This is a genomic window from Rathayibacter sp. AY2B9 (assembly GCF_002931595.1).
GTDB lineage: Bacteria > Actinomycetota > Actinomycetes > Actinomycetales > Microbacteriaceae > Rathayibacter.
The window spans coordinates 1-19,746 of the sequence record NZ_PSUB01000007.1 but is presented as its reverse complement, the minus strand read 5'-3'; the positions used below and the strand labels follow the sequence as shown (position 1 = coordinate 19,746).

The window sequence follows — 19,746 nt, the reverse complement described above, 5'->3', positions numbered from 1 at the left end:
GAGCGCTATTTATCTCGACGTCGAGACAATTCTACGCACGATCCGGAGCATCGCCCGCATCGGCGCGCTCGTCGGCTCCGCGGTACTCGGCCCGGACGGCGAGCACGGTGAGCACCAGCAGCGGCGCGTACAGGGGCAGGCCCAGCGCCAGCTTCCAGATGCCCAGCGCCGTGGTGTCCTCGGCGAGGAACAGCGGGTACTGCACGGCCAGGCGCAGGAGGAAGAGCCCCGCCCACGCGAGGGTCAGGGCGCCGAAGAGGCGGCGCTTGCGCCGATCGGACCGCCAGGAGGTGCCGTGCCCCATCAGGAAGCCGGCGGCGACGCCGATCAGGGGCCAGCGCACGAGGACGGAGAGGAGGAAGACGAGCCCGTAGACGAGGTTGGTGAGCAGCCCCAGGGCGAAGTTGTCGACGCCCCGCCCGGTGAACAGCGCCAGTGCGGCCGAGACCACCACGGCGAGCAGTCCGCCGACGGCCTGGATCACCGGCGTCCGGCCGAGCACCCGCGCCACCGTGAACGCCACGGCGAGCCCGACGGATGCGACCAGCGAGAGCACGAGCTCCGAGGTGACCGTGTAGAGCAGGACGAAGGCGATGCCGGGCACGACGGCCTCGAGGATCCCCCGGACGCCGCCCATGGTGCGCAGCAGCGCCTTCCCGTCGAACGGCTCGCCGTCGGCGACCGCGCCGAGTCCCGAGCGGCGGGCGGCCTGCGCGATCGCGTCGCCGACCTCGGGCCGGACCGGCTCCTCCGATCGGGCCGGGTCCTCGGGCCGCACCGGCTCCATGCCGGTCAGCTCGCGCTCTGCTGGGTCTGGCTGCCGGTCGGCACCTTCAGCGGGATCAGGTCGCGCGGAGGCATCGGGCCGCTGCCGCGGACCACGACGATGCTGCGGAAGAGCTCCTCGACCGAGGCGGCCGCCTGCTCGTCGACGGCTCCGGCTCCGGCGATCACGCCGCGGAGGAACCAGCGCGGACCGTCGACGCCGACGAACCGGGCGACGCGGGTCTGGCCGCCGGCGATCGGGAGCTCGGCGACGAGCTCCGGACCGAAGACGCCGTCGCGCTCCGTCGTCGATCCGCCCTGACGGCCGATCTGCTCGGCGATCTGGCCGCGGATCTCGTGCCAGAGGCCCGAGGAGCGCGGCGCGGAGAAGGGCTGCACCTGCAGCGTCGACCCTGCGTAGTCGAGGCCGACGGCGATGACGCGCTTGGTCCCCTCCTCGACCTCGAGGCGGATGTGCATGCCCTCGCGGGGAAGCACCTTCACCCCGCCGAGGTCGATGTAGGGGCGGACCGGGTTGGCCTCGCGCTCGTCCAGGGGCCCGGCCTCCGCGCGGTCCTCCGGCGCCGACTTCTCGAAGTCCTGCTGGACGGGCTCGGCGGCCTCGCCGGTCGTGGACTGGATGTCGCTCATGCGCTCTCCTCGTGGATTCTGGTCTCCTGGGCGCCGGCGGCGTACCCGGTGGATCCGAAGCCGCCCGTGCCGCGGACCGACTCGGGAAGCTCGTCGACGGCCGTGAACCTCGCCTGGACGACGGGGACGATCACGAGCTGCGCGATCCGGTCCCCCGCCGAGACGCGGTACGTCTCGCGGCTGTCGGTGTTGAGCAGCGCCACCCGGATCTCGCCGCGGTAGCCCGCGTCGATCGTTCCGGGGGCGTTGACGACGGTGATGCCGTGCCTGAAGGCCAGCCCGCTGCGGGGGACGACGAAGCCGGCGTGGCCCTCCGGGAGGGCGACGGCCACCCCTGTGCCGACGGAGGCGCGCTCACCGGGGGCGAGCACCACGTCCTCCGTCGAGTGGAGATCGGCTCCCGCGTCGCCCGGACGGGCGTAGGAGGGGAGCCGGTCCGCGGTGATCGGGACGTCGACGGTTGCAGGCACGTGACGAGGGTAGACCAAACGTCTGATCCAATAGGGTCATGCCGTCCTACCGAGAGAGGCTGTGGCCCGCGCCCTGGCTCTTCGTCGCCACCGCCCTCGTGATCCCCGCCAGCATCCTGGTGTTCGCGCCCATCGACTTCGCGGTGGGGGTGATCGTCGCAGTCGTGCTGTACGCGGGCTGCGTGCTGTCGCTGCTGGCCCTCTCCCCCGTGATCGAGGTGGCGGAGGGGGAGCTGCGCGCCGGCCGCGCGCACATCCCGCTGGACCTCGTGGGCGAGCCGTCCTCCTACTCGGGGGACCAGGCGTTCGCCGAGCGTGGGACGCGCCTGGACGCGCGGGCGTACCTGGTCATCCGCGGCTGGGTGAAGGAGGTGGTGCGGGTCCCGATCGAGGATCCGGCCGACCCGACGCCGTACTGGCTGGTCTCCACTCGCCGCCCGGACGACATCGTCGCCGCGATCCGGGGATCACGGCGACGGAGCGGTCGTCCTTCGGAGCCGGGAGGCGCTTAAGCGGCGCACTCCAGGCAGATCGGTCCGAGCTTCTCCTCGTGGTCGATCTGCGAGCGGTGCTTCACGAGGAAGCAGCTCACGCACGTGAACTCGTCCGCCTGGGGCGGAAGGACCACGACGTCCAGATCGAGGTCGGACAGATCGGCACCGGGCAGTTCGAATCCGCCCGGGTTGTCGGCGTCATCGACGTCGACGACTCCGGACATCTTGTCGGGGACTCGCTCCTTCAGGGCCTCGATCGACTCGGAGTCGTCATCGGTCTTGCGGGGGGCGTCGTAGTCCGTAGCCATTCCCATCCACTTCTTATTTCTGCTGTTCAACAAATCGGCGGGGTCAGTGTGCATCACGACGCATCGATTCGCAAACCACCTCGAACGGCTCTTGACACCCGCTCGCCCCGCCTCCTTCCGCACCAACTTTCGACCCGCCCGGGGTATTCCCGGCCGATCGCCCGGGCGCGTGGCATCCTTGCCCGGTCCGCGTCCAGAAGGAGGGTCCCCACGATGATGGAACTGAAGGTGATCGGCGTCGAGGGCGGATCGCTCGTCCTCGTGTCCGAGGGCGGCGAGCGCTTCTCGGTCCGCATCGACGAGACGCTGCAGAGCCAGCTGCGGCCGCGGGTCCACACCCTCCCGCCGCGCGAGAAGCGCGTCTCCCCCCGTGAGATCCAGGCCCACATCCGCTCCGGGCTCTCCGCCGAGGAGGTCGCCGAGCTCACGGGCGCCGACCTGGGCTACGTCCAGCGCTTCGAGGGACCCGTCACGGCTGAGCGCGAGCACATCGTCGCGTCCGCTCTCGCCGTGCGCGTCTACACGACCACCGACCCCGATCCCCTCGAGGAGGGCACGCCCTTCGGCGACGTCATCCGCGACCGCCTCGCGTCGCTCGGCGCCGAGGGCGAGCAGTGGTCGAGCTGGAAGGAGGAGGAGGGCTGGACCGTCAAGCTCCTCTTCCGCTCGGACGAGATCGACCACGACGCCCGCTGGCGCTTCGACCCGCGGAAGGCGCTGCTGTCGCCGCTGACCTCCGAGGCGATCACGCTCTCGCAGCAGGGCGAGATCCGGCCGACCCTCATCCCGCGCCTGCGCGCCGTCATCCCCGCCGCCGTCGACGAGCTCGCCACGCGCTTCGACCCGGAGTCCGCGGAGGCGCCGACCCGCTCCGCCCGGGCCGACCACCCCACGGCAGGCCGCCCCGCCGCGATGCCGCACGCCCGGCCGGCCGCCGTCCGCCCCTCCGACACGGAGCCGCAGCCGGCCCTCTCCGAGACCCCGCGCCCGATCTCGACGCTCCCCCGCCCCGTCACCAGCACGACGGAGCAGCGCGAGCGCAACCTCAACGACACCGCCGACCTGCTCGACGCCCTGCGTCGCCGCCGGGGCGAGCGCGATCACGCCTCGAGCCTCCGCGTCCGCGAGGAGCCGGAGCCCGAGGCCGAGGCCGCTCCTCCCGTCGAGAAGGCACCGGAGCCGCCGCGCACCGCTCCCCCGGTCCCCGAGCAGCCGTCGGGCGTGCGCGGGAGCCTCCGCCGGGGGCGGGCGTCGATGCCGAGCTGGGACGAGATCGTCTTCGGAGCGCGCAGCGACGACTGACCCTCCGCCGGCGCGGCTCCGCCGGGGCGGACGGTGCCCCCCGTCCCTCCGGCCCGGCTCAGGCCAGCGCGCCGAAGCGGAGGAGCGGCACCTGCGTCTCCTCCGGCGTGAGCGACCCGTGCTGCCCGATCATCGAGCGGCCGGAGGAGTCGTCCGCCGCGTAGTAGGCGATGGTCCTCCGCGCCGCGACGAACACGTCGCCCATCCGCTCGGCCGCCGCCGGAGAGACCTCGCCGAACCAGCCGCTCACGGCGACCTCGTCGCGCGTCGCGATCCAGGCGCGTGCGCCCTCCGCCTCGATCCAGCGCCGCGCCACCTCGTCGGGGTCCACACCGGGCTCGAGGTGCAGCTGCAGGCAGCGGGGCTCTCCTCCGAGGTGCCGGACGCCCTCGAGCAGCGGTCCCCGCTCGACGAGCACGTGCGAGGACGCCGGGACGTCCACGATGCCGTGGTCGGCGGTGACCAGCACGCTCTCGCGGGCGGAGAGCCCGCGGACCGCTTTGCCGACCTCCCCGTCCAGGAGCTCGAGCGCTGCCGTCCACTCCGGCGACTCCCAGCCGCGCGCGTGCGCCGCCTGGTCGAGCTCGGGGACGTAGAGGTACACGAGCTGCCGGCCGCCCTCGTCGAGCAGGGCGCGCGCCGCCGTGAAGCGCTCGGCGACGCCGCCGGCGGAGTGGTACTCGGCGCCGCGCAGGATCGCCCGCGTGAGACCGGAGCGGGCGTACCGCGCGGGGCCGATCACTCCGGCCCGGACACCGGCGGCCGAGGCCTGCTCGAAGACCGTGGGGTGGGGCTGCCACGTTTCGGGCACCATGCCCTCGTCCCAGCCGGAGAGCTGGTTGACCAGGCGGTCGGAGGCGCGGTCGAGCACGCGGTAGCCGACCATCCCGTGCCCGCCCGGGCGCAGGCCCGTCGTCAGGCTCGCCAGGGCCGCCGCGGTGGTCGTCGGGAAGCCCGAGACGAGCGTGGTGCCGCGGTTGAGGGCCGGAGCGAGCGTGCGCGAGTGGCCCCCGCGCTGGCGGAGGTTCGCGGCACCCAGGCCGTCGACGAGGACGATCACGATCCGCTCGACGCGGGGCGAGCCGAAGAGGCCGGGGCGGCCCAGGAGCGCGTCGAGGGCGCCCGGCAGGACGTCGGCGAGGCTCCGCCGCCCGTCGGGGGCTGGCGGTAGCATGTGGGTCATCGCGCCCAGTTTCGCACAGCGCCGCCGTCCCCGCCGGGCCGGTGCAGCGGAGCGTCCGCGTGAACGGGAGGGCCGGTCCCGTCCGCGAGGCGCCGTCTCCGCTCCGCCCGTCCCGTCGAGCGCCGCAGGGCGGTGCAGTCCCCCGCCGCCGCCCCGCGCCCGCCACCGAATCGAGTCATGAACGCTGCAGCCCCCTCCTCCGGATCCTCGCTCACCGAGCGCATCGAGGACGTCGACGTCTCGGCCGAGATGGAGGGGTCCTTCCTCGAGTACGCGTACTCGGTCATCTACTCGCGGGCCCTGCCCGACGCCCGCGACGGCCTCAAGCCGGTGCAGCGCCGGATCCTCTACATGATGAGCGAGATGGGGCTGCGGCCCGATCACGGCCACGTGAAGTCGGCCCGCGTGGTCGGCGAGGTGATGGGCAAGCTGCACCCGCACGGCGACGCCTCGATCTACGACTCCCTCGTCCGCCTCGCCCAGCCGTTCACGATGAGGGTCGCCCTCGTCGACGGGCACGGCAACTTCGGCTCCCTCGACGACGGCCCGGCCGCGGCCCGCTACACCGAGGCCCGCCTCGCCCCGGCCGCCACGGCCATGACCGAGCACCTCGGCGAGGACGTCGTCGACTTCGTCCCGAACTACGACAACTCGCACGACCAGCCCGAGGTCCTCCCCTCCGCGTTCCCGAACCTGCTGGTCAACGGGGCCAGCGGCATCGCCGTCGGCATGGCGACGAACATGGCGCCCCACAACCTCGTGGAGGTGATCGGGGCGGCCCGGCACCTGATCGCCCATCCCGACGCGTCCCTGGACGACCTGATGTCGTTCGTCCCGGGACCGGACTTCCCGAGCGGTGGCACGATCGTCGGCCTCGCCGGCGTGCGCGACGCCTACGCGACCGGCCGGGGCGGCTTCAAGACCCGCGCGCGCGTCTCGGTCGAGAGCATCACCGCGCGCAAGTCCGGCCTGGTCGTCACCGAGCTGCCCTACCTCGTCGGCGCCGAGAAGGTCATCGACAAGATCAAGGACGGCGTCCAGAACAAGAAGCTCAGCGGCATCTCGGACGTCACCGACCTGACGGACCGGGACAACGGCCTCCGGCTCGTCATCGGGATCAAGACCGGCTTCAGCCCGGAGGCCGTCCTCGAGCAGCTCTACCGCTACACGCCCCTCGAGGACGCGTTCTCGATCAACAACGTCGCGCTGGTCGACGGCGGCCCGCGCACCCTCGGCCTGAAGGAGCTGCTGCAGGTCTACATCGGCCACCGGGTGCAGGTCGTCACCCGGCGGACCCGCTACCGGCTGCGCAAGCGCCAGGAGCGGCTGCACCTGGTCGAGGGCCTGCTCATCGCGATCCTCGACATCGACGAGGTCATCCAGCTGATCCGCGGGAGCGACGACACCGCGGCGGCGCGGGCCCGGCTGATCGAGGTCTTCGACCTCAGCACCCTGCAGGCCGACTACATCCTCGAGCTCCAGCTCCGCCGCCTCACGAAGTTCTCGCGCATCGAGCTCGAGACCGAGCGCGACACCCTCCTCGCCGAGATCGCCGAGCTCGAGGCCCTCCTCGCCAGCCGCTCACGGATCGACGAGCTGGTCTCGGACGAGCTCGACGAGGTCGCCCAGCGCCTCGGGACCCCGCGGCGCACCCTGCTCACCGAGGCGCGTCCCTCCGTCGCCACCACCGGGCGGAAGGCCGCCGCGGTGCTCGAGATCGCGGACGTGCCCTGCCGGGTGCTGCTGAGCACCACCGGCCGCATGGTGCGGGTCGACCGCGACCCCGAGGCCGCTCCCCACCCCGAGCGCGCCACGCGCCGCTCGAAGCACGACGCCGTCCTCAGCGTGCTCGACACGACCAGCCGGACGGAGATCGGCGCGGTCACCAGCGCCGGTCGGCTCCTCCGCTTCTCGCCGGTCGACGTGCCCGCCGTCCCCTCCTCCTCGGTGCAGCTGGGCGCGGGCGTGCGCATGAGCGACTACCTCCCGCACCTGGCGAAGGACGAGCGGGTGCTCGCGCTCGTCGCCCTCGACGACGAGCGGCCGATCGCGCTCGGCACCCAGCAGGGCGTCGTCAAGCGCGTCGCGCCGGGCGAGCTGCCCAACCGCCCGGACATCGAGCTCATCGCCCTGAAGCCGAAGGACGCCGTCGTGGGCGCGGCCGCGTCGGCGGAGGAGGACGAGCTGGTCTTCGTCACCGGCGAGGCCCAGCTGCTGCGCTTCCCCGCGTCCGCCGTCCGCCCTCAGGGCCGGACCGCCGCGGGGATGGCCGGGGTCAAGCTGGCCGAGACCGACGACGTCGTGCACTTCGCCGTCGTCGCCGCCGAGGACCGGGACGAGGCCGTCGTCGCGACGGTCGCCGTCGACAGCTGGGCCCTCTCGGGGACCGACACCGGCAGTGCGAAGGTCTCGCCGTTCTCGGAGTTCCCCGCCAAGGGCAGGGCCACCGGCGGAGTCCGTGCGCAGCGCTTCCTCAAGGGTGAGACCGCCCTCGGAGTGGCGTGGGTCGGCCCCGGTCCCGCGCACGCGCTCGAGGCCGACGGCTCGGTCGCCGCGCTGCCCGACTCCGGGATGAAGCGCGACGGCTCCGGCGTGGCGCTCGCGGCGCCGATCGCGACGATCGGAGCGGCGCCCGAGGTGTTCTGAGCCCCGCGGCTCAGACGTCGATGCGGTCCCGCGACAGCGACTCGGACCCGCGGACGATGAACTCCTTGCGGGGTGCCACGTCGTTGCCCATCAGCAGCTCGAACACCCGGCCGGCGTTCTCGGCGTCGGCGACCCGCACCCGGCGGAGGGTGCGGCGGGAGCGGTCCATGGTCGTCGTGGCCAGCTGGTCCGCGTCCATCTCGCCGAGCCCCTTGTAGCGCTGGATCGGGTCCTGGTAGCGGCGGCCCGCCTTGCCGAGGGCCGCGAGCACGCTCTGCAGCTCCTTCTCGGAGTAGGTGTAGATCGTCTCGTTCGGCTTCTTCCCCGCGTTCATCACCACGAGCCGATGCAGCGGAGGCACGGCGGCGAAGACGCGCCCCGCCTCGACGAGCGGCCGCATGTAGCGGAAGAAGAGCGTGAGCAGCAGGGTGCGGATGTGGGCGCCGTCGACGTCGGCGTCGCTCATCAGGATGATCTTCCCGTAGCGGGCGGCCGAGAGGTCGAAGGAGCGGCCGGAGCCGGCTCCGATCACCTGGATCATCGAGGCGCACTCGGCGTTCGAGAGCATGTCGGCGATGCTCGCCTTCTGCGTGTTGAGGATCTTCCCCCGGATCGGCAGCAGGGCCTGGTACTCGCTGTTGCGGGCGAGCTTGGCGGTGCCGAGGGCGGAGTCGCCCTCGACGATGAAGAGCTCGCTGTTCTCGACGTCGCTGCTGCGGCAGTCGACCAGCTTCGCCGGAAGGGAGGAGGACTCCAGCGCGTTCTTGCGGCGCTGCGTCTCCTTGTGCGCGCGGGCCGAGATCCGCGACTTCATCTCGGCGACGACCTTCTCGAGGAGCTGGGAGGTCTGCGCCTTGTCCTCGCGGCGCGTCGAGGAGAACACCGCGCCCAGCGTCGAGGCGATGGTGGAGGCGACGATCGCGCGGACGGCGGGCGTGCCCAGCACCTCCTTCGTCTGGCCTTCGAACTGCGGCTCAGGGAGCCGCACGGTCAGCACGGCGCTGAGCCCGGCGAGGACGTCGTCCTTCTCGAGCTTGTCCGAGCCGACCTTGAGGCGGCGGGCGTTCGCCTCCACCTGGGAGCGGAGCAGCTTCAGCAGGCCCTGCTCGAAGCCGGTCTGGTGCGTCCCGCCCTTGGGCGTCGAGATGATGTTCACGAAGCTGCGCATCACCGTCTCGTAGCCGGTGCCCCAGCGCAGGGCGATGTCGACCTCGCAGGTGCGCTCCACCTCGGTGGGCACCATGGCGCCGCCGGGGGTCAGCACCGGCACGGTCTCGGTGAAGGTGCCGGAGCCGGTGAGGCGCAGCACCTCGGTCACGGGGGCGTCGGGGGCGAGGAACTCGACGAACTCCGAGATGCCGCCGTCGTAGCGGAACATCTCGGCGCGGCGCTCGTCCGCCCTGTCGTCGACGATGTCGATCGTCAGGCCGGGGACGAGGAACGCGGTCTGCCGGGCGCGCGTCACCAGGTCGTCCGTCTGGAACGAGGCGCCCTTCGTGAAGATCTGGCGGTCGGCCCAGTAGCGCACGCGCGTTCCGGTGACGCCCTTGGCGACCTTCCCGACGACCGTCAGCTCCGACCCGTTCTCGAACGGCGTGAACGGAGCGTCGGGGGTGGGCTCGCCCGCGTCGGCGAAGCGCCCGGGCTCCCCCCGGTGGAACGACATCCGGTAGGTGCGGCCGTTGCGGTCGACCTCGACGTCGAGGCGCTCCGAGAGCGCGTTGACCACGGAGGCGCCGACGCCGTGTAGACCGCCGGACGCCGCGTAGGACCCGGAGCCGAACTTGCCGCCCGCGTGCAGCTTCGTGAACACGACCTCGACTCCGGAGAGCCCCGTCTTCGGCTCGATGTCGACCGGGATCCCGCGCGCGCGGTCGCGCACCTCGACGCTGCCGTCGGCGTGCAGGAGCACGCTGATCTCGGTCCCGTGCCCGGCCAGCGCCTCGTCGACGGAGTTGTCGATGACCTCCCAGAGGCAGTGCATGAGGCCGCGCGAGTCGGTCGATCCGATGTACATGCCGGGCCGCTTCCGGACCGCCTCGAGACCCTCGAGGACGGAGAGGTGGCGGGCGTTGTAGTCGGTGGAGGCCATCCGCCCAGTCTACTTTCGGGAACCGCTCCGGCCGCGGTGGCGTGGCATCCGACGACAGCACGATGGCCGCTCGGCGCGGGGCCCCTACGCGCAGAGCGAAATGCCGACCGATCGACTCCGTGCGGAAACAATCGCGTGCTTGGATGGGTTCCACTAAGCAGAGATCGAAGAACGAGTGCAGGAGGCCAAGTCATGTCGACCACAGCAACCCAGAACGGCGTGGACGAGCTCGCCGGTGCCCACCAGCTCTCCGCCGCCGACCGCTGCGACAGCTGCGGTGCCCAGGCGTACATCCGAGTGGTCGTGAACAACGGAGAACTGCTGTTCTGCGCACACCACGGGAAGAAGTACCAGGAGAAGCTCTCCAGCATCGCCCAGAGCTGGCACGACGAGTCCGCCCGACTCTTCGAGGAGCAGCGCCCCTAGCGCGTCCCCGATCAGCCCGGACGGCGCGTCAGCGCCCTACCGACCGACACCGAGCCGCTTCGCGATCACATCGCGAGCGGCTCGTGCCGTTTCATCGACCAGGCGGAGACGCTCGTCCGACGGGGAGTAGGCGTCGCCGAGGGCGCGCCGCAGGATCGCGTCCGCGAGCGAGGGGTTCTTCGCGAGGACGGGGCCGTGCAGGTGCGTGCCCAGAAGGCCTCCCTCCGCGTAGCCTTCGTGGCCGGCGCCGTCGCCGGTGCCGTGCAGCACTCGGCCGAGCGCGTCCTCGGGCGCGATCCCGGTCATCCGGCGCTCGTGGTTCTCGAATCCGACGACGACGCCGCCCGGCGTCTCGACGAGGAGGTCGTCGGTCGCGCGCTCGCCCGTGACCGAGTCTCCGGGGAACAGCCCGATCCCCCGGGCGCCGCCCGCGGCCGTGCTGATCGAACCGGCCAGCATCTCCCAGCCGGCTCCGACCGCGACCACCTGGGTGCCCTGGTCGACCCAGGCCCGCAGCGTCGGCGCGATCTCGTGGAGGAGTGCCAGGACGCCCGGGAGGTCCTCGTCCGCTCCCGTCCCGGCGACCAGGACGTCCGGACGGACCTCGGCGTCGGAGGCGGTCGCCAGCGGCACCACCTCCGCCTCGACGCCCGACCAGCGCGCCCGAGCCGCGAGGACCCGGGCGTTCGCCGCGTCGCCGTTGCTGTCCAGGACGTCGGGAGCGAGCACGGCGATGCGGAGGGTGGTCACGCGGTCTCCTCGCGGTTGGTGACGAGCTGCAGGTGCGCACGGGTGCGGCGCATCGAATCCGCCGAGAAGACGATGGTCTTCCGGCCGGAGGCGGGGGTCGGCAGAGCGAGGAACGCGTCGAGCGCGCGGCCCAGGTCCTCCTCGACGGAATCGACGCGGACGCCGTCGTAGCGCAGGTGCAGCGCCGCCTCGTGCGCCTTCGACCCCGAGACGACTCTGACGTGCCCGAGCACGGAGGTGTCCACGGGCCAGAAGTAGGAGGGGTCTCGGACGTCGGAGCCGATCGCGAGCATGATCTGCTCGGTCCCCTCGGGGATCTCCGCGATGTTCAGGCGGTAGCTCGCCGGGTTCTGAACCAGGACGAACTCGACCTCGTGGCCGCGCACGGTGACGATCTCGCCCCGCCCGAAGACGGGGTCGATGCTCGAGAGCGCGGAGGCGGCGAGGGCCGGGTCGAAGCGCTCGGCGAGCACGGCGCGGGCCGTGGAGACGGCCGCCGCGGCGTCGACCGCGTAGTGGACGCCCCGCGCGGGGAGCCGGACCTCGAGCGGGTCGCCGTCGCTGACGATGCGCGCGGCCGCTCCCGTCGTGCTCTCGACGACGGTGGTGGCACGGTCGGTCCCGGCCTCCGCCTCCGCGGCGTAGCCGAGACCGCCCGACGCGGAGTCGCGGACGGAGGAGGAGACGCCGTACCAGCGGATCCGCTCGTCGGGGAGGGAGGTCGCGACATCGGCGACGTGGCGGTCGTCGGCGTTCAGCACGACGGGACCGGTCGCGCGGGAGGCGATGGTGCCGAGCATCCGGGCGACCATGGCCGGATCGAAGAAGCGGTCGATCTGGTCGACCACCACGTTCGTCAGCAGGACGACGCGGGGGCGCATCCGGGGCGCGAGGCGCGCGCCGTGACCCTCGTCCATCTCGAGGACGGCGATGTCGGCGTCGATCCGTCCGCGGAGGTCCGCCCGCTCCAGGAGCGCGGAGGTCAGCCCCTGGGCGATGTTGGCCGTCGAGGGGTTGGTGAAGACCCGGAGCCCGTGCGCGCGGAGTACCGCGACCAGCATCTTGGTCGTGGTCGACTTGCCCGCCGATCCCGTGACGACCACGAGGCCGTCCCGGAACCCGTCGAGCACCGCGGGCAGGAATCCGGGCGCGACGCGGTTCACCACGAGTCCGGGCACGGCGGATCCCCCGCCGGGCTTCCGGACCCGCGCGGCGAACCGGGCGGCCCTCCCGAGGAGGACCGCCGGCGCGTAGCGGATCACCGGCCTACTCGAGGTAGTCGCGGAGCGACTGCGAGCGGGACGGGTGGCGGAGCTTGGCCATCGTCTTGGACTCGATCTGGCGGATGCGCTCGCGCGTCACGCCGAAGGTGTCGCCGATCTGGTCGAGCGTCTTCGGCATGCCGTCGCCGAGGCCGAAGCGCATGCGGATCACGCCGGCCTCGCGCTCCGAGAGCGAGTCGAGCAGCGACTCCAGCTGCTTCTGCAGCATGGTGAAGCCCACGGCGTCGGCCGGGACGACCGCCTCGGTGTCCTCGATGAGGTCGCCGAACTCGCTGTCGCCGTCCTCGCCCAGGGGCGTGTGCAGCGAGATCGGCTCGCGCCCGTACTTCTGCACCTCGATGACCTTCTCGGGGGTCATGTCGAGCTCGCGCGAGAGCTCCTCGGGCGTGGGCTCGCGGCCCAGGTCCTGGAGCATCTGGCGCTGCACGCGGGCCAGCTTGTTGATGACCTCGACCATGTGCACCGGGATGCGGATGGTGCGGGCCTGGTCGGCCATCGCGCGGGTGATCGCCTGGCGGATCCACCACGTGGCGTAGGTCGAGAACTTGAAGCCCTTGGTGTAGTCGAACTTCTCGACCGCACGGATGAGGCCCAGGTTGCCCTCCTGGATGAGGTCGAGGAACTGCATCCCGCGACCGGTGTAGCGCTTCGCGAGGCTGACGACGAGCCGGAGGTTCGCTCCGAGCAGGTGGCTCTTCGCGCGCTGGCCGTCCTTCGCGACCCAGCGCAGCTCGCGGACGAGCTCCGGGCTGAGGTCGGTCGAGTTGGCGAGCTTGTCCTCGGCGAACAGGCCGGCCTCGATGCGCATCGCGAGCTCGACCTCCTCGGCCGCGTTCAGGAGCGCGACCTTGCCGATCTGCTTCAGGTAGTCCTTGACCGGGTCGGCGGTGGCACCGGTGATCGCGGTCGAGTAGACCGGGACCTCGTCGTCCTCTCCGCCGAACGACAGGACGAGCGCACCGCTCGGGAGCGGCTCGGCCGGAGCGGCGACGGCAGCGGCGGCCGGGGCCTCCGGCGTCTCCGCGTCGTCCTTGGCGTCGGTCTCGGTGTCCTCGGCGACGACCTCGGTCTCCTCCTCCTCCGCTGCCTCGTCGGGCTCGACGGCGTCGGTCGGCTCCTCCTCGGTGTCGGCGGGAGCGGCGGCCTTGGTCGTGGCGCGCGAGCGGGTCGTCTTGGCCGCGGTGGTCTTGGCCGCCGTGGTCTTCGCCGCGGGCTTGCGCGTCGCGGGCTTCTTGGTGGTCGTCGTCACGTCGTCGTCGACGGCGTCGAGCGTTGCGGTCTTGGTAGCTCTGGTGGCCATGGCGGCACCTCTCCATCCGTTGCGTCCCGGGGGCGGGCGGCGCGGGAAGGCGTCGTCCGTCGGTGGGCATTACGAGGACCCATGTCAAGTCGAGGACGTCGCACGCCCGACGTGGGCCTGATGCTCCTCGACCCGAACGGGTCCTATTGACAATTATTGCACGTCTGAGTAGTGCAGCCGTGCGGTGCGGTGCGAGTGGGGCTCGATCCGGCGGGATCCGGGCCGTTCAGCTGGGACATCGCGTCTGCAGAAGGGCGGATCGACGGGGACGACCGTCAGCGCCCCGCGCGGCCGCGGCGCATCCGGTCACTCAGTGCAACCCAGAGAGGGGCCACGGTTATTCCCTCGTCCTCGGCCAGGCGGCGGCGGGTCCGGCGGCGCGCGACGACGAGTCCGACGACTCCGGCGCCGACCACCACGTACTGCACGCACCACGCCAGGCGGAAGTGCTCGAGCGAGTAGGTCTGCTCGGAGGAGGCACTGGGACCGGCCAGTGCGTCGAGGATCAGGCCGATCGCGAACATCATCGTGAAGCTGGCCAGGAACCCGCCCACGTTGACGACTCCGTTCGCCGCGCCGAGGCTCCGCGAGGGGTTGAACGTGCGGGCGAAGTCGAACCCGATCATGGAGCCGGGGCCGCCCGCTCCGACGACGATCAGGAGCAGCACCACGAGCCAGTACGGCGGGACGCCGGGCCAGAGCAGCACGACGGTCCAGGCGACCGCCATCGCCGAGACGATCCCGAGCACGAGGTTGCTGCGGCGCATGGGGTGGCGGGCGGTCAGGACGCCGAGCACGGGCCCGACGACGATCCCCGCGATCACGACGATCGTGAGGGTCGGCGCGGCGACGGTCGGCGGCAGGCCGATCGCGTAGACGAGGAAGGGGTAGCCCCAGAGCAGCGTGAACACCGTGCCGGAGGACTGCGTGACGAAGTGCGACCAGAAGCCGAGCTGCGTCCCCGGCCGGCGCAGGCTCACTCCGAGCTGCGCGATCGTCGCCCGGAGCGTCGGAGGCACCACCGTGATCGGCTCGGTGCGCGGCGGGACGTCGGCGACCAGGAGGAGCACGCCGAGGAAGGACACGGCCCCGAGGCCGGCGGCGCTGAGGAACGCGGGCTCCCAGCCGAACGTGTGGAGGATCGCCGCGAACGGGAGTGCGGAGAGGATCTGGCCCACCTGGCCGATGTTGCCGATCCACTGCGAGAGCTGCGGCACGATCGGTCCGCTGAACCAGGTCACCGTGAGGCGGATCACGGAGGTGAAGATCGCGGCGTCCCCGGCTCCCAGCAGGATCCGCCCGACGATCGCGACGCCGATGCCCGGCGCGATCGCGACCACGACCTGGCCCGCCATCATCAGGGCCGTGCCCGAGAGGATCAGGGTCCGCGGGCCGAACCGGTCGATGAGGATCCCGACCGGGATCTGCATCCCGGCGTAGACGATCAGCTGGACGACGGCGAGCGACGAGAGGACGGCGGCGGCCACCCCGAACCGCTCCGCGGCGTCCACTCCTGCGACGCCCAGCGTCGTGCGGTCCAGGACCGCGACGAGGTAGGCGAACGCTCCGGCACCGAAGACGAACCAGGCTCGACGATCACGCACTCGTCCGATCCTACGGCCGCTCAGGAGGCGGTGGGCTCCTCGCCCGGGCGGCGGATCGCGAGGAACTTCTCGAGCTCGGCGGCGATCGCGTCGGCGCTGGGCACGAAGCCGTCCTCGTCGGTGAGCGGCGAGCGGAGGCTCGTCCCCTCCATGTAGGTGTCGTGCCGCGCCTCGAGGGCCGAGACCAGCTTCTGCAGCTCGTCGTTGCCGCCGACCTGCTCGTCGACCTTGCCGAGGAACTCCCGCCCGCTCTCGCGCAGGCGGTCCGTCGGGAAGATGAGGCCGGTCGACGCCGAGATGCTCTCGAGCGCCGCGACCGCCGCCTGCGGGTACTCGGTGTCCGACAGGTAGTGGGGGATGAGCAGCGCGAAGCCGACCACGGTCAGACCGCGCTCGTAGAGGCGCAGCTCGAGCAGGTGGAGGACGTTCGAGGGCACCTGCGTGTGCGGCTTCCAGACCGACATCGCCTCGATCAGGTCCTCGCGGTTGCCGCTCACGGTGACGCCGACGGGCCGGGTGTGCGGCACGGGCATCGGGATCGCCTGGACCCACGTGGTCGAGGCGACGTCGAGCCGCTCGAGGAGGGAGACCACCGCGCGGGTGAACCGCTCCCACTGGAAGTCGGGCTCGAAGCCGGTGAGCAGGAGGAACGGCTGGTGCAGCTCGTCGTGCGCGAGCGAGAGCCGGAGCATCGCAGGACGGTAGTCCGTCAGGTGGTCCTGGTCGAACGTGATGATGGGGCGGCGGGCCCGGTAGTCGAGCAGCTGATCCCGGTCGAAGACCGCGACCCCGCGGTGCTCGAGGGTCTCGAAGAGGTACTCCCCCAGCTGCCCCACCGCTCCCCCGGCGTCGGCCGAGCCGGTCAGGCCCGCGACGAGGTGCAGCCCGCGCGGGATCTCGGAGAGGTCGCCCTCGATCTCGAACAGGTCTTCCGGATCCAGCATGCGTCCAGTCTAAACGGGGGTCCCGGCGCCCCGGCCGGGTCCGCTGAGCCCTCAGCGAACAGCGCCTAGCATTGCCGCCATGCCCCTCTCCTCTCTCGAGTACTCGACCGTTCCCGCCTCCGACATCGACACCGACGCCCTCGTCCTCGGCGTCGCCCCGGGACCCGACGGTCCCCGGCTCGTCGGCGCGGAGGGCTTCGAGGAGCTGGCCCCCGCGCTGAGCGCGCTCGGCGCGACCGGCGCGGCCGAGACGCTCGTGCGCGTGCCGTCCTCGGTCCGTGCCGGAGTGATCGTGCTCGTCGGACTCGGCTCGGCGGAGCCCGACGACACCGCGCTGCGGAACGCCGCGGGCGCCGCCGTCCGCCTGCTCGCGGGGTCCGCCTCCGTGGCACTCTCCCTCCCCGCCGGCTCCGACGGCACGCTCGCCGCGGTCGCCGAGGGCGCCGCGCTCGGCTCCTACTCCTTCACCGCCTTCCGCGGCAGCACCGCCGCCGCGGCGAAGGCGCCCGTCGAGCACGTCGTCCTGCTGGGCGGCGGCGAGTCGGCCGACCCCGCCGTCCTGGACCGGGCGCTCGTGCTCGGCCGCGCGGTCGGCACGGTGAAGGACCTCGTCAACACTCCCCCGTCGCACCTCTACCCGCAGACGCTGGCCGAGGCCGTGCAGACCGGCGCCGAGGGACTGCCCCTCGAGGTCACCGTCTGGGACGAGGAGGCCCTCGCGGAGGAGGGGTTCGGCGGCATCCTCGGAGTCGGCAGCGGCTCCTCCCGCCCGCCCCGCCTCGTGAAGGTCGCCTACGCGCCCGAGGGCGCGAGCACCCACCTCGCCCTGGTCGGCAAGGGCATCACCTTCGACAGCGGCGGACTCTCGCTCAAGCCGCCGGCCTCGATGATCGGGATGAAGACCGACATGGCGGGCGCGGCGACCGTGTACGCCGTCGTGCGCGCCATCGCGGAGCTCGGCCTCCCGCTCCGCGCGACCGCCTGGCTCTGCATCGCCGAGAACCTCCCCTCCGGGACCGCGATCCGCCCGGACGACGTGCTCACCGTGCGCGGCGGGACCACGGTGGAGGTGCTGAACACCGACGCCGAGGGCCGACTGGTGCTCGCCGACGGCCTCGTCGCCGCCAGCGAGGAGCAGCCCGATGCGATCATCGACGTCGCGACGCTGACCGGCGCCTCCGTGGTCGCCCTCGGCAACCGGACCGTCGGCGCTCTGGGCGACGACGAGCTGGTCTCCCGCGTCCTCGACGCCGCCCGCGCGGCGGGAGAGCCCTTCTGGCAGATGCCCCTCCCCGCGGAGCTGCGACCGCTGCTGAACTCGGACATCGCCGACATCGCGAACGTCAAGCCGGGCAACACCGCCGGCGGCATGCTCCTCGCCGGCCACTTCCTCCGCGAGTTCGTCGGGAAGCGCGGCGAGGGCGAGGACGCGACCACGATCCCGTGGGCGCACCTCGACATCGCCGGCCCCTCGAGCAACGGAGGCGGCGGCTACGGCTTCACCGGAGCCGGCGCCACGGGGGTCTCGGTGCGCGCGCTGATCGCCCTGGCCGAGGGCTTCGCGAGCGCGTAGTAGGGTCGACGGGGCGGGAGATCCCGCCTCGTCCCCCCTCCCGATCCGCTCGGCGCTCAGCGCCGGAGCCGGTCGGCCGGGAAGCGGGACCGCACGTCGCGAGGGAGTCACTGGGTGTCGGAAGAGCGCTACGACCTGGTCGTGCTCGGAGGTGGCAGCGGCGGGTACGCGGCGGCCCTCCGGGCGACGCAGCTCGGGATGAGCGTCGCGCTCGTGGAGCGCGACAAGCTCGGCGGCACCTGCCTGCACAGGGGATGCGTGCCCACCAAGGCCCTGCTGCACGCCGCCGAGCTGGCGGACGGCGCCCGCGAGGGAGAGAAGTACGGCGTGCTCTCGAGCTTCACCGGGATCGACATGGCGGGCGTCACGCGCTACCGCGAGGGCGTCGTCGCCGGCAAGTACAAGGGGCTCCAGAGCCTCGTGTCCTCGCGCGGCATCACGGTCGTCACGGGCGAGGGCCGTCTCACCGCGCCCGGCACGGTGACCGTCGGCGAGCACGTGCTCCACGGCGCGTCGATCGTCGTCGCCACCGGGTCCGCCTCCCGCACCCTCCCCGGCATCGAGATCGGCGGCCGGATCCTGACGAGCGACCAGGCTCTCGAGCTCGACCACGTGCCCGCGAGCGTCGTCGTCCTCGGCGGCGGAGTGATCGGCGTCGAGTTCGCGAGCGTCTGGCGCTCGTTCGGCGCCGAGGTCACGATCGTCGAGGCCCTCCCCCACCTCGTTCCCAACGAGGACGAGAGCGTCAGCAAGCAGCTGGAGCGCGCCTTCCGCAAGCGGGGCATCGCCTTCCAGCTGGGATCCCGCGTCGCGTCGGTCTCGCAGAGCGAGGGCGGCGTCTCCGTGTCGCTCGAGAGCGGCGCCACGGTGGAGGGCGAGATCCTGCTGGTCGCCGTCGGCCGCGGCCCGGTGACCGCGGGCATCGGCCTCGAGGAGGCCGGGGTCCGCCTCGACCGCGGCTACGTGCTGACCGACGAGCGCCTGCAGACCTCCGTCCCCGGCGTGTACGCCGTGGGCGACATCGTGCCGGGGCTCCAGCTCGCGCACCGGAGCTTCCAGCAGGGGATCTTCGTCGCGGAGGAGATCGCCGGTCTGGGCCCGCAGGTCGTCTCGGACGTCAACGTCCCGAAGGTGACCTACAGCGACCCCGAAGTGGCCTCCGTCGGCCTCGGCGAGGCCCGCGCGATCGCCGAGTACGGCGCCGAGCGCGTCGCCGTGTACGACTACGGCCTCGGCGGCAACGCCCGGAGCACGATCATCGGGACCACCGGCTCCGTGAAGGTCGTGCGCCTGGTCGACGGCCCGGTCGTCGGCGTGCACATGGTCGGAGCCCGCGTCGGCGAGCTGATCGGCGAGGCTCAGCTCATCGTGAACTGGGAGGCGCATCCCGAGGACGTCGCGCCCCTCGTGCACGCGCACCCCACTCAGAACGAGGCGCTCGGCGAGGCGCACCTCGCTCTGGCCGGGAAGCCGCTGCACGCCCTGTAGAACCACTGCGGTGCGGCGACCCGCCGCTTCCGCATCAGTAAGCTGGACATCGAAACACAAGCGTCTTAAGGAGACAGGCTTATGAGCGAATCCGTCAGCCTCCCGGCACTCGGAGAGAGTGTCACGGAAGGAACGGTCACCCGCTGGCTGAAGAACGTCGGGGACCGCGTCGAGGTGGACGAGCCCCTGCTCGAGGTCTCGACCGACAAGGTCGACACCGAGATCCCGTCGCCCGTCGCGGGAGTGATCGAGGAGATCCTCGTCCAGGAGGACGAGACCGTCGAGGTCGGCGCCGAGCTGGTGCGCATCGGAGACGGCTCCGGAGCCGCGTCGGCGTCCGAGCCCGAGGCTCCCGCCGAGGAGGCCCCCGAGGTCCAGGCCGCCGAGACCGAGGCCACTGACGAGGCGACCCCGTCGGTGGACGCCGAGAGCGACGCCGAGGCTCCCGCCCCGGCCGAGCCCGAGCC

At 72.3% G+C, this 19,746-nt stretch carries 18 protein-coding genes; 7 read left to right on the top strand and 11 right to left on the bottom strand.

Annotated features, from left to right (window positions below):
• Positions 1-31: 31 nt before the first annotated feature.
• The 3 genes from C5C25_RS08310 to dut are packed head-to-tail and all read right to left on the bottom strand — an operon-like array spanning position 32 to position 1,886.
• On the bottom strand, positions 32-787 hold the full coding sequence (locus C5C25_RS08310) for a DUF3159 domain-containing protein (protein WP_104250318.1): 756 nt from the start codon (positions 785-787) through the stop codon (positions 32-34).
• A 5-nt stretch (positions 788-792) separates the two neighbouring features.
• On the bottom strand, positions 793-1,416 hold the full coding sequence (locus C5C25_RS08305) for a DUF3710 domain-containing protein (protein WP_104222103.1): 624 nt from the start codon (positions 1,414-1,416) through the stop codon (positions 793-795).
• Positions 1,413-1,886, bottom strand: coding sequence for a dUTP diphosphatase (dut, locus tag C5C25_RS08300; protein ID WP_104222105.1), 474 nt, complete (start codon positions 1,884-1,886; stop codon positions 1,413-1,415). The genes C5C25_RS08305 and dut overlap by 4 nt, the downstream gene beginning before the upstream one ends.
• A gap of 38 nt (positions 1,887-1,924) precedes the next feature.
• Here dut and C5C25_RS08295 point away from each other — a divergent pair, with 38 nt between their 5' ends.
• A complete protein-coding gene (locus C5C25_RS08295) occupies positions 1,925-2,398 on the top strand; it encodes a DUF3093 domain-containing protein (RefSeq protein WP_104222107.1) in 474 nt (157 codons plus the stop codon).
• Here C5C25_RS08295 and C5C25_RS08290 read toward each other — a convergent pair.
• Entirely contained in the window at positions 2,395-2,688 is a 294-nt protein-coding gene (locus tag C5C25_RS08290; RefSeq protein WP_055792269.1) for a DUF4193 domain-containing protein, read from the bottom strand. The genes C5C25_RS08295 and C5C25_RS08290 overlap by 4 nt on opposite strands.
• Positions 2,689-2,901: 213 nt before the next feature.
• Between C5C25_RS08290 and sepH the strand changes: the two genes are divergently transcribed.
• The gene (gene sepH / locus C5C25_RS08285; protein ID WP_104250317.1) at positions 2,902-3,990 is read left to right on the top strand and encodes a septation protein SepH; all 1,089 of its coding nucleotides are present in this window, start codon (positions 2,902-2,904) and stop codon (positions 3,988-3,990) included.
• 58 nt (positions 3,991-4,048) lie between these two features.
• Here the strand turns inward: sepH and C5C25_RS08280 are convergent, their stop codons facing one another.
• Positions 4,049-5,173: an alkaline phosphatase family protein gene (locus C5C25_RS08280; protein WP_258069372.1), complete on the bottom strand. Its 1,125-nt coding sequence runs from the start codon at positions 5,171-5,173 to the stop codon at positions 4,049-4,051.
• 177 nt (positions 5,174-5,350) lie between these two features.
• Here C5C25_RS08280 and C5C25_RS08275 point away from each other — a divergent pair, with 177 nt between their 5' ends.
• Positions 5,351-7,819, top strand: coding sequence for a DNA topoisomerase (ATP-hydrolyzing) subunit A (locus C5C25_RS08275; RefSeq protein ID WP_104222110.1), 2,469 nt, complete (start codon positions 5,351-5,353; stop codon positions 7,817-7,819).
• A gap of 10 nt (positions 7,820-7,829) precedes the next feature.
• On the opposite strand, the gene C5C25_RS08270 is transcribed toward C5C25_RS08275, so the two are convergent.
• Positions 7,830-9,911: a type IIA DNA topoisomerase subunit B gene (locus C5C25_RS08270; RefSeq protein ID WP_104225230.1), complete on the bottom strand. Its 2,082-nt coding sequence runs from the start codon at positions 9,909-9,911 to the stop codon at positions 7,830-7,832.
• 192 nt (positions 9,912-10,103) lie between these two features.
• Here C5C25_RS08270 and C5C25_RS08265 point away from each other — a divergent pair, with 192 nt between their 5' ends.
• A complete protein-coding gene (locus C5C25_RS08265) occupies positions 10,104-10,337 on the top strand; it encodes a hypothetical protein (protein WP_068212876.1) in 234 nt (77 codons plus the stop codon).
• A 36-nt stretch (positions 10,338-10,373) separates the two neighbouring features.
• Here C5C25_RS08265 and C5C25_RS08260 read toward each other — a convergent pair whose 3' ends face one another.
• From C5C25_RS08260 to C5C25_RS08240, 5 genes are all read right to left on the bottom strand, one after another.
• Positions 10,374-11,087 (bottom strand): type 1 glutamine amidotransferase, encoded by a 714-nt coding sequence (locus C5C25_RS08260; protein ID WP_146079459.1) that lies wholly within the window; start codon positions 11,085-11,087, stop codon positions 10,374-10,376.
• Positions 11,084-12,349, bottom strand: a complete 1,266-nt coding sequence (locus tag C5C25_RS08255) for a MurT ligase domain-containing protein (protein WP_104250314.1) — start codon at positions 12,347-12,349, stop codon at positions 11,084-11,086. Before C5C25_RS08255 ends, C5C25_RS08260 begins: the two co-directional genes overlap by 4 nt.
• Positions 12,350-12,353: 4 nt before the next feature.
• A complete protein-coding gene (locus C5C25_RS08250) occupies positions 12,354-13,670 on the bottom strand; it encodes an RNA polymerase sigma factor (RefSeq protein ID WP_104232561.1) in 1,317 nt (438 codons plus the stop codon).
• Positions 13,671-13,945: 275 nt separating this feature from the next.
• The gene (locus C5C25_RS08245) at positions 13,946-15,274 is read right to left on the bottom strand and encodes a nitrate/nitrite transporter (RefSeq protein WP_104250313.1); all 1,329 of its coding nucleotides are present in this window, start codon (positions 15,272-15,274) and stop codon (positions 13,946-13,948) included.
• 20 nt (positions 15,275-15,294) lie between these two features.
• Entirely contained in the window at positions 15,295-16,218 is a 924-nt protein-coding gene (locus C5C25_RS08240) for a proteasome assembly chaperone family protein (protein ID WP_104250312.1), read from the bottom strand.
• A gap of 79 nt (positions 16,219-16,297) precedes the next feature.
• Between C5C25_RS08240 and C5C25_RS08235 the strand changes: the two genes are divergently transcribed.
• The 3 genes from C5C25_RS08235 to C5C25_RS08225 form a co-directional block, all read left to right on the top strand.
• Positions 16,298-17,791 (top strand): leucyl aminopeptidase, encoded by a 1,494-nt coding sequence (locus tag C5C25_RS08235; protein WP_104225226.1) that lies wholly within the window; start codon positions 16,298-16,300, stop codon positions 17,789-17,791.
• A 114-nt stretch (positions 17,792-17,905) separates the two neighbouring features.
• The gene (gene lpdA / locus C5C25_RS08230; protein WP_104222126.1) at positions 17,906-19,279 is read left to right on the top strand and encodes a dihydrolipoyl dehydrogenase; all 1,374 of its coding nucleotides are present in this window, start codon (positions 17,906-17,908) and stop codon (positions 19,277-19,279) included.
• An 81-nt stretch (positions 19,280-19,360) separates the two neighbouring features.
• A partial coding sequence (locus tag C5C25_RS08225) for a biotin/lipoyl-containing protein (protein WP_308470795.1) occupies positions 19,361-19,746 on the top strand: 386 nt, incomplete at its 3' end.

Bases quoted from the DNA above. Each gene is read 5' to 3' on its own strand.
- C5C25_RS08310 (WP_104250318.1), bottom strand. From the start codon at position 787: ATGGAGCCGGTGCGGCCCGAGGACCCGGCCCGATCGGAGGAGCCGGTC.
- C5C25_RS08305 (WP_104222103.1), bottom strand. From the start codon at position 1,416: ATGAGCGACATCCAGTCCACGACCGGCGAGGCCGCCGAGCCCGTCCAG.
- C5C25_RS08295 (WP_104222107.1), top strand. From the start codon at position 1,925: ATGCCGTCCTACCGAGAGAGGCTGTGGCCCGCGCCCTGGCTCTTCGTC.
- C5C25_RS08290 (WP_055792269.1), bottom strand. From the start codon at position 2,688: ATGGCTACGGACTACGACGCCCCCCGCAAGACCGATGACGACTCCGAG.
- sepH (WP_104250317.1), top strand. From the start codon at position 2,902: ATGATGGAACTGAAGGTGATCGGCGTCGAGGGCGGATCGCTCGTCCTC.
- C5C25_RS08280 (WP_258069372.1), bottom strand. From the start codon at position 5,173: ATGACCCACATGCTACCGCCAGCCCCCGACGGGCGGCGGAGCCTCGCC.
- C5C25_RS08275 (WP_104222110.1), top strand. From the start codon at position 5,351: ATGAACGCTGCAGCCCCCTCCTCCGGATCCTCGCTCACCGAGCGCATC.
- C5C25_RS08270 (WP_104225230.1), bottom strand. From the start codon at position 9,911: ATGGCCTCCACCGACTACAACGCCCGCCACCTCTCCGTCCTCGAGGGT.
- C5C25_RS08265 (WP_068212876.1), top strand. From the start codon at position 10,104: ATGTCGACCACAGCAACCCAGAACGGCGTGGACGAGCTCGCCGGTGCC.
- C5C25_RS08250 (WP_104232561.1), bottom strand. From the start codon at position 13,670: ATGGCCACCAGAGCTACCAAGACCGCAACGCTCGACGCCGTCGACGAC.
- C5C25_RS08240 (WP_104250312.1), bottom strand. From the start codon at position 16,218: ATGCTGGATCCGGAAGACCTGTTCGAGATCGAGGGCGACCTCTCCGAG.
- C5C25_RS08235 (WP_104225226.1), top strand. From the start codon at position 16,298: ATGCCCCTCTCCTCTCTCGAGTACTCGACCGTTCCCGCCTCCGACATC.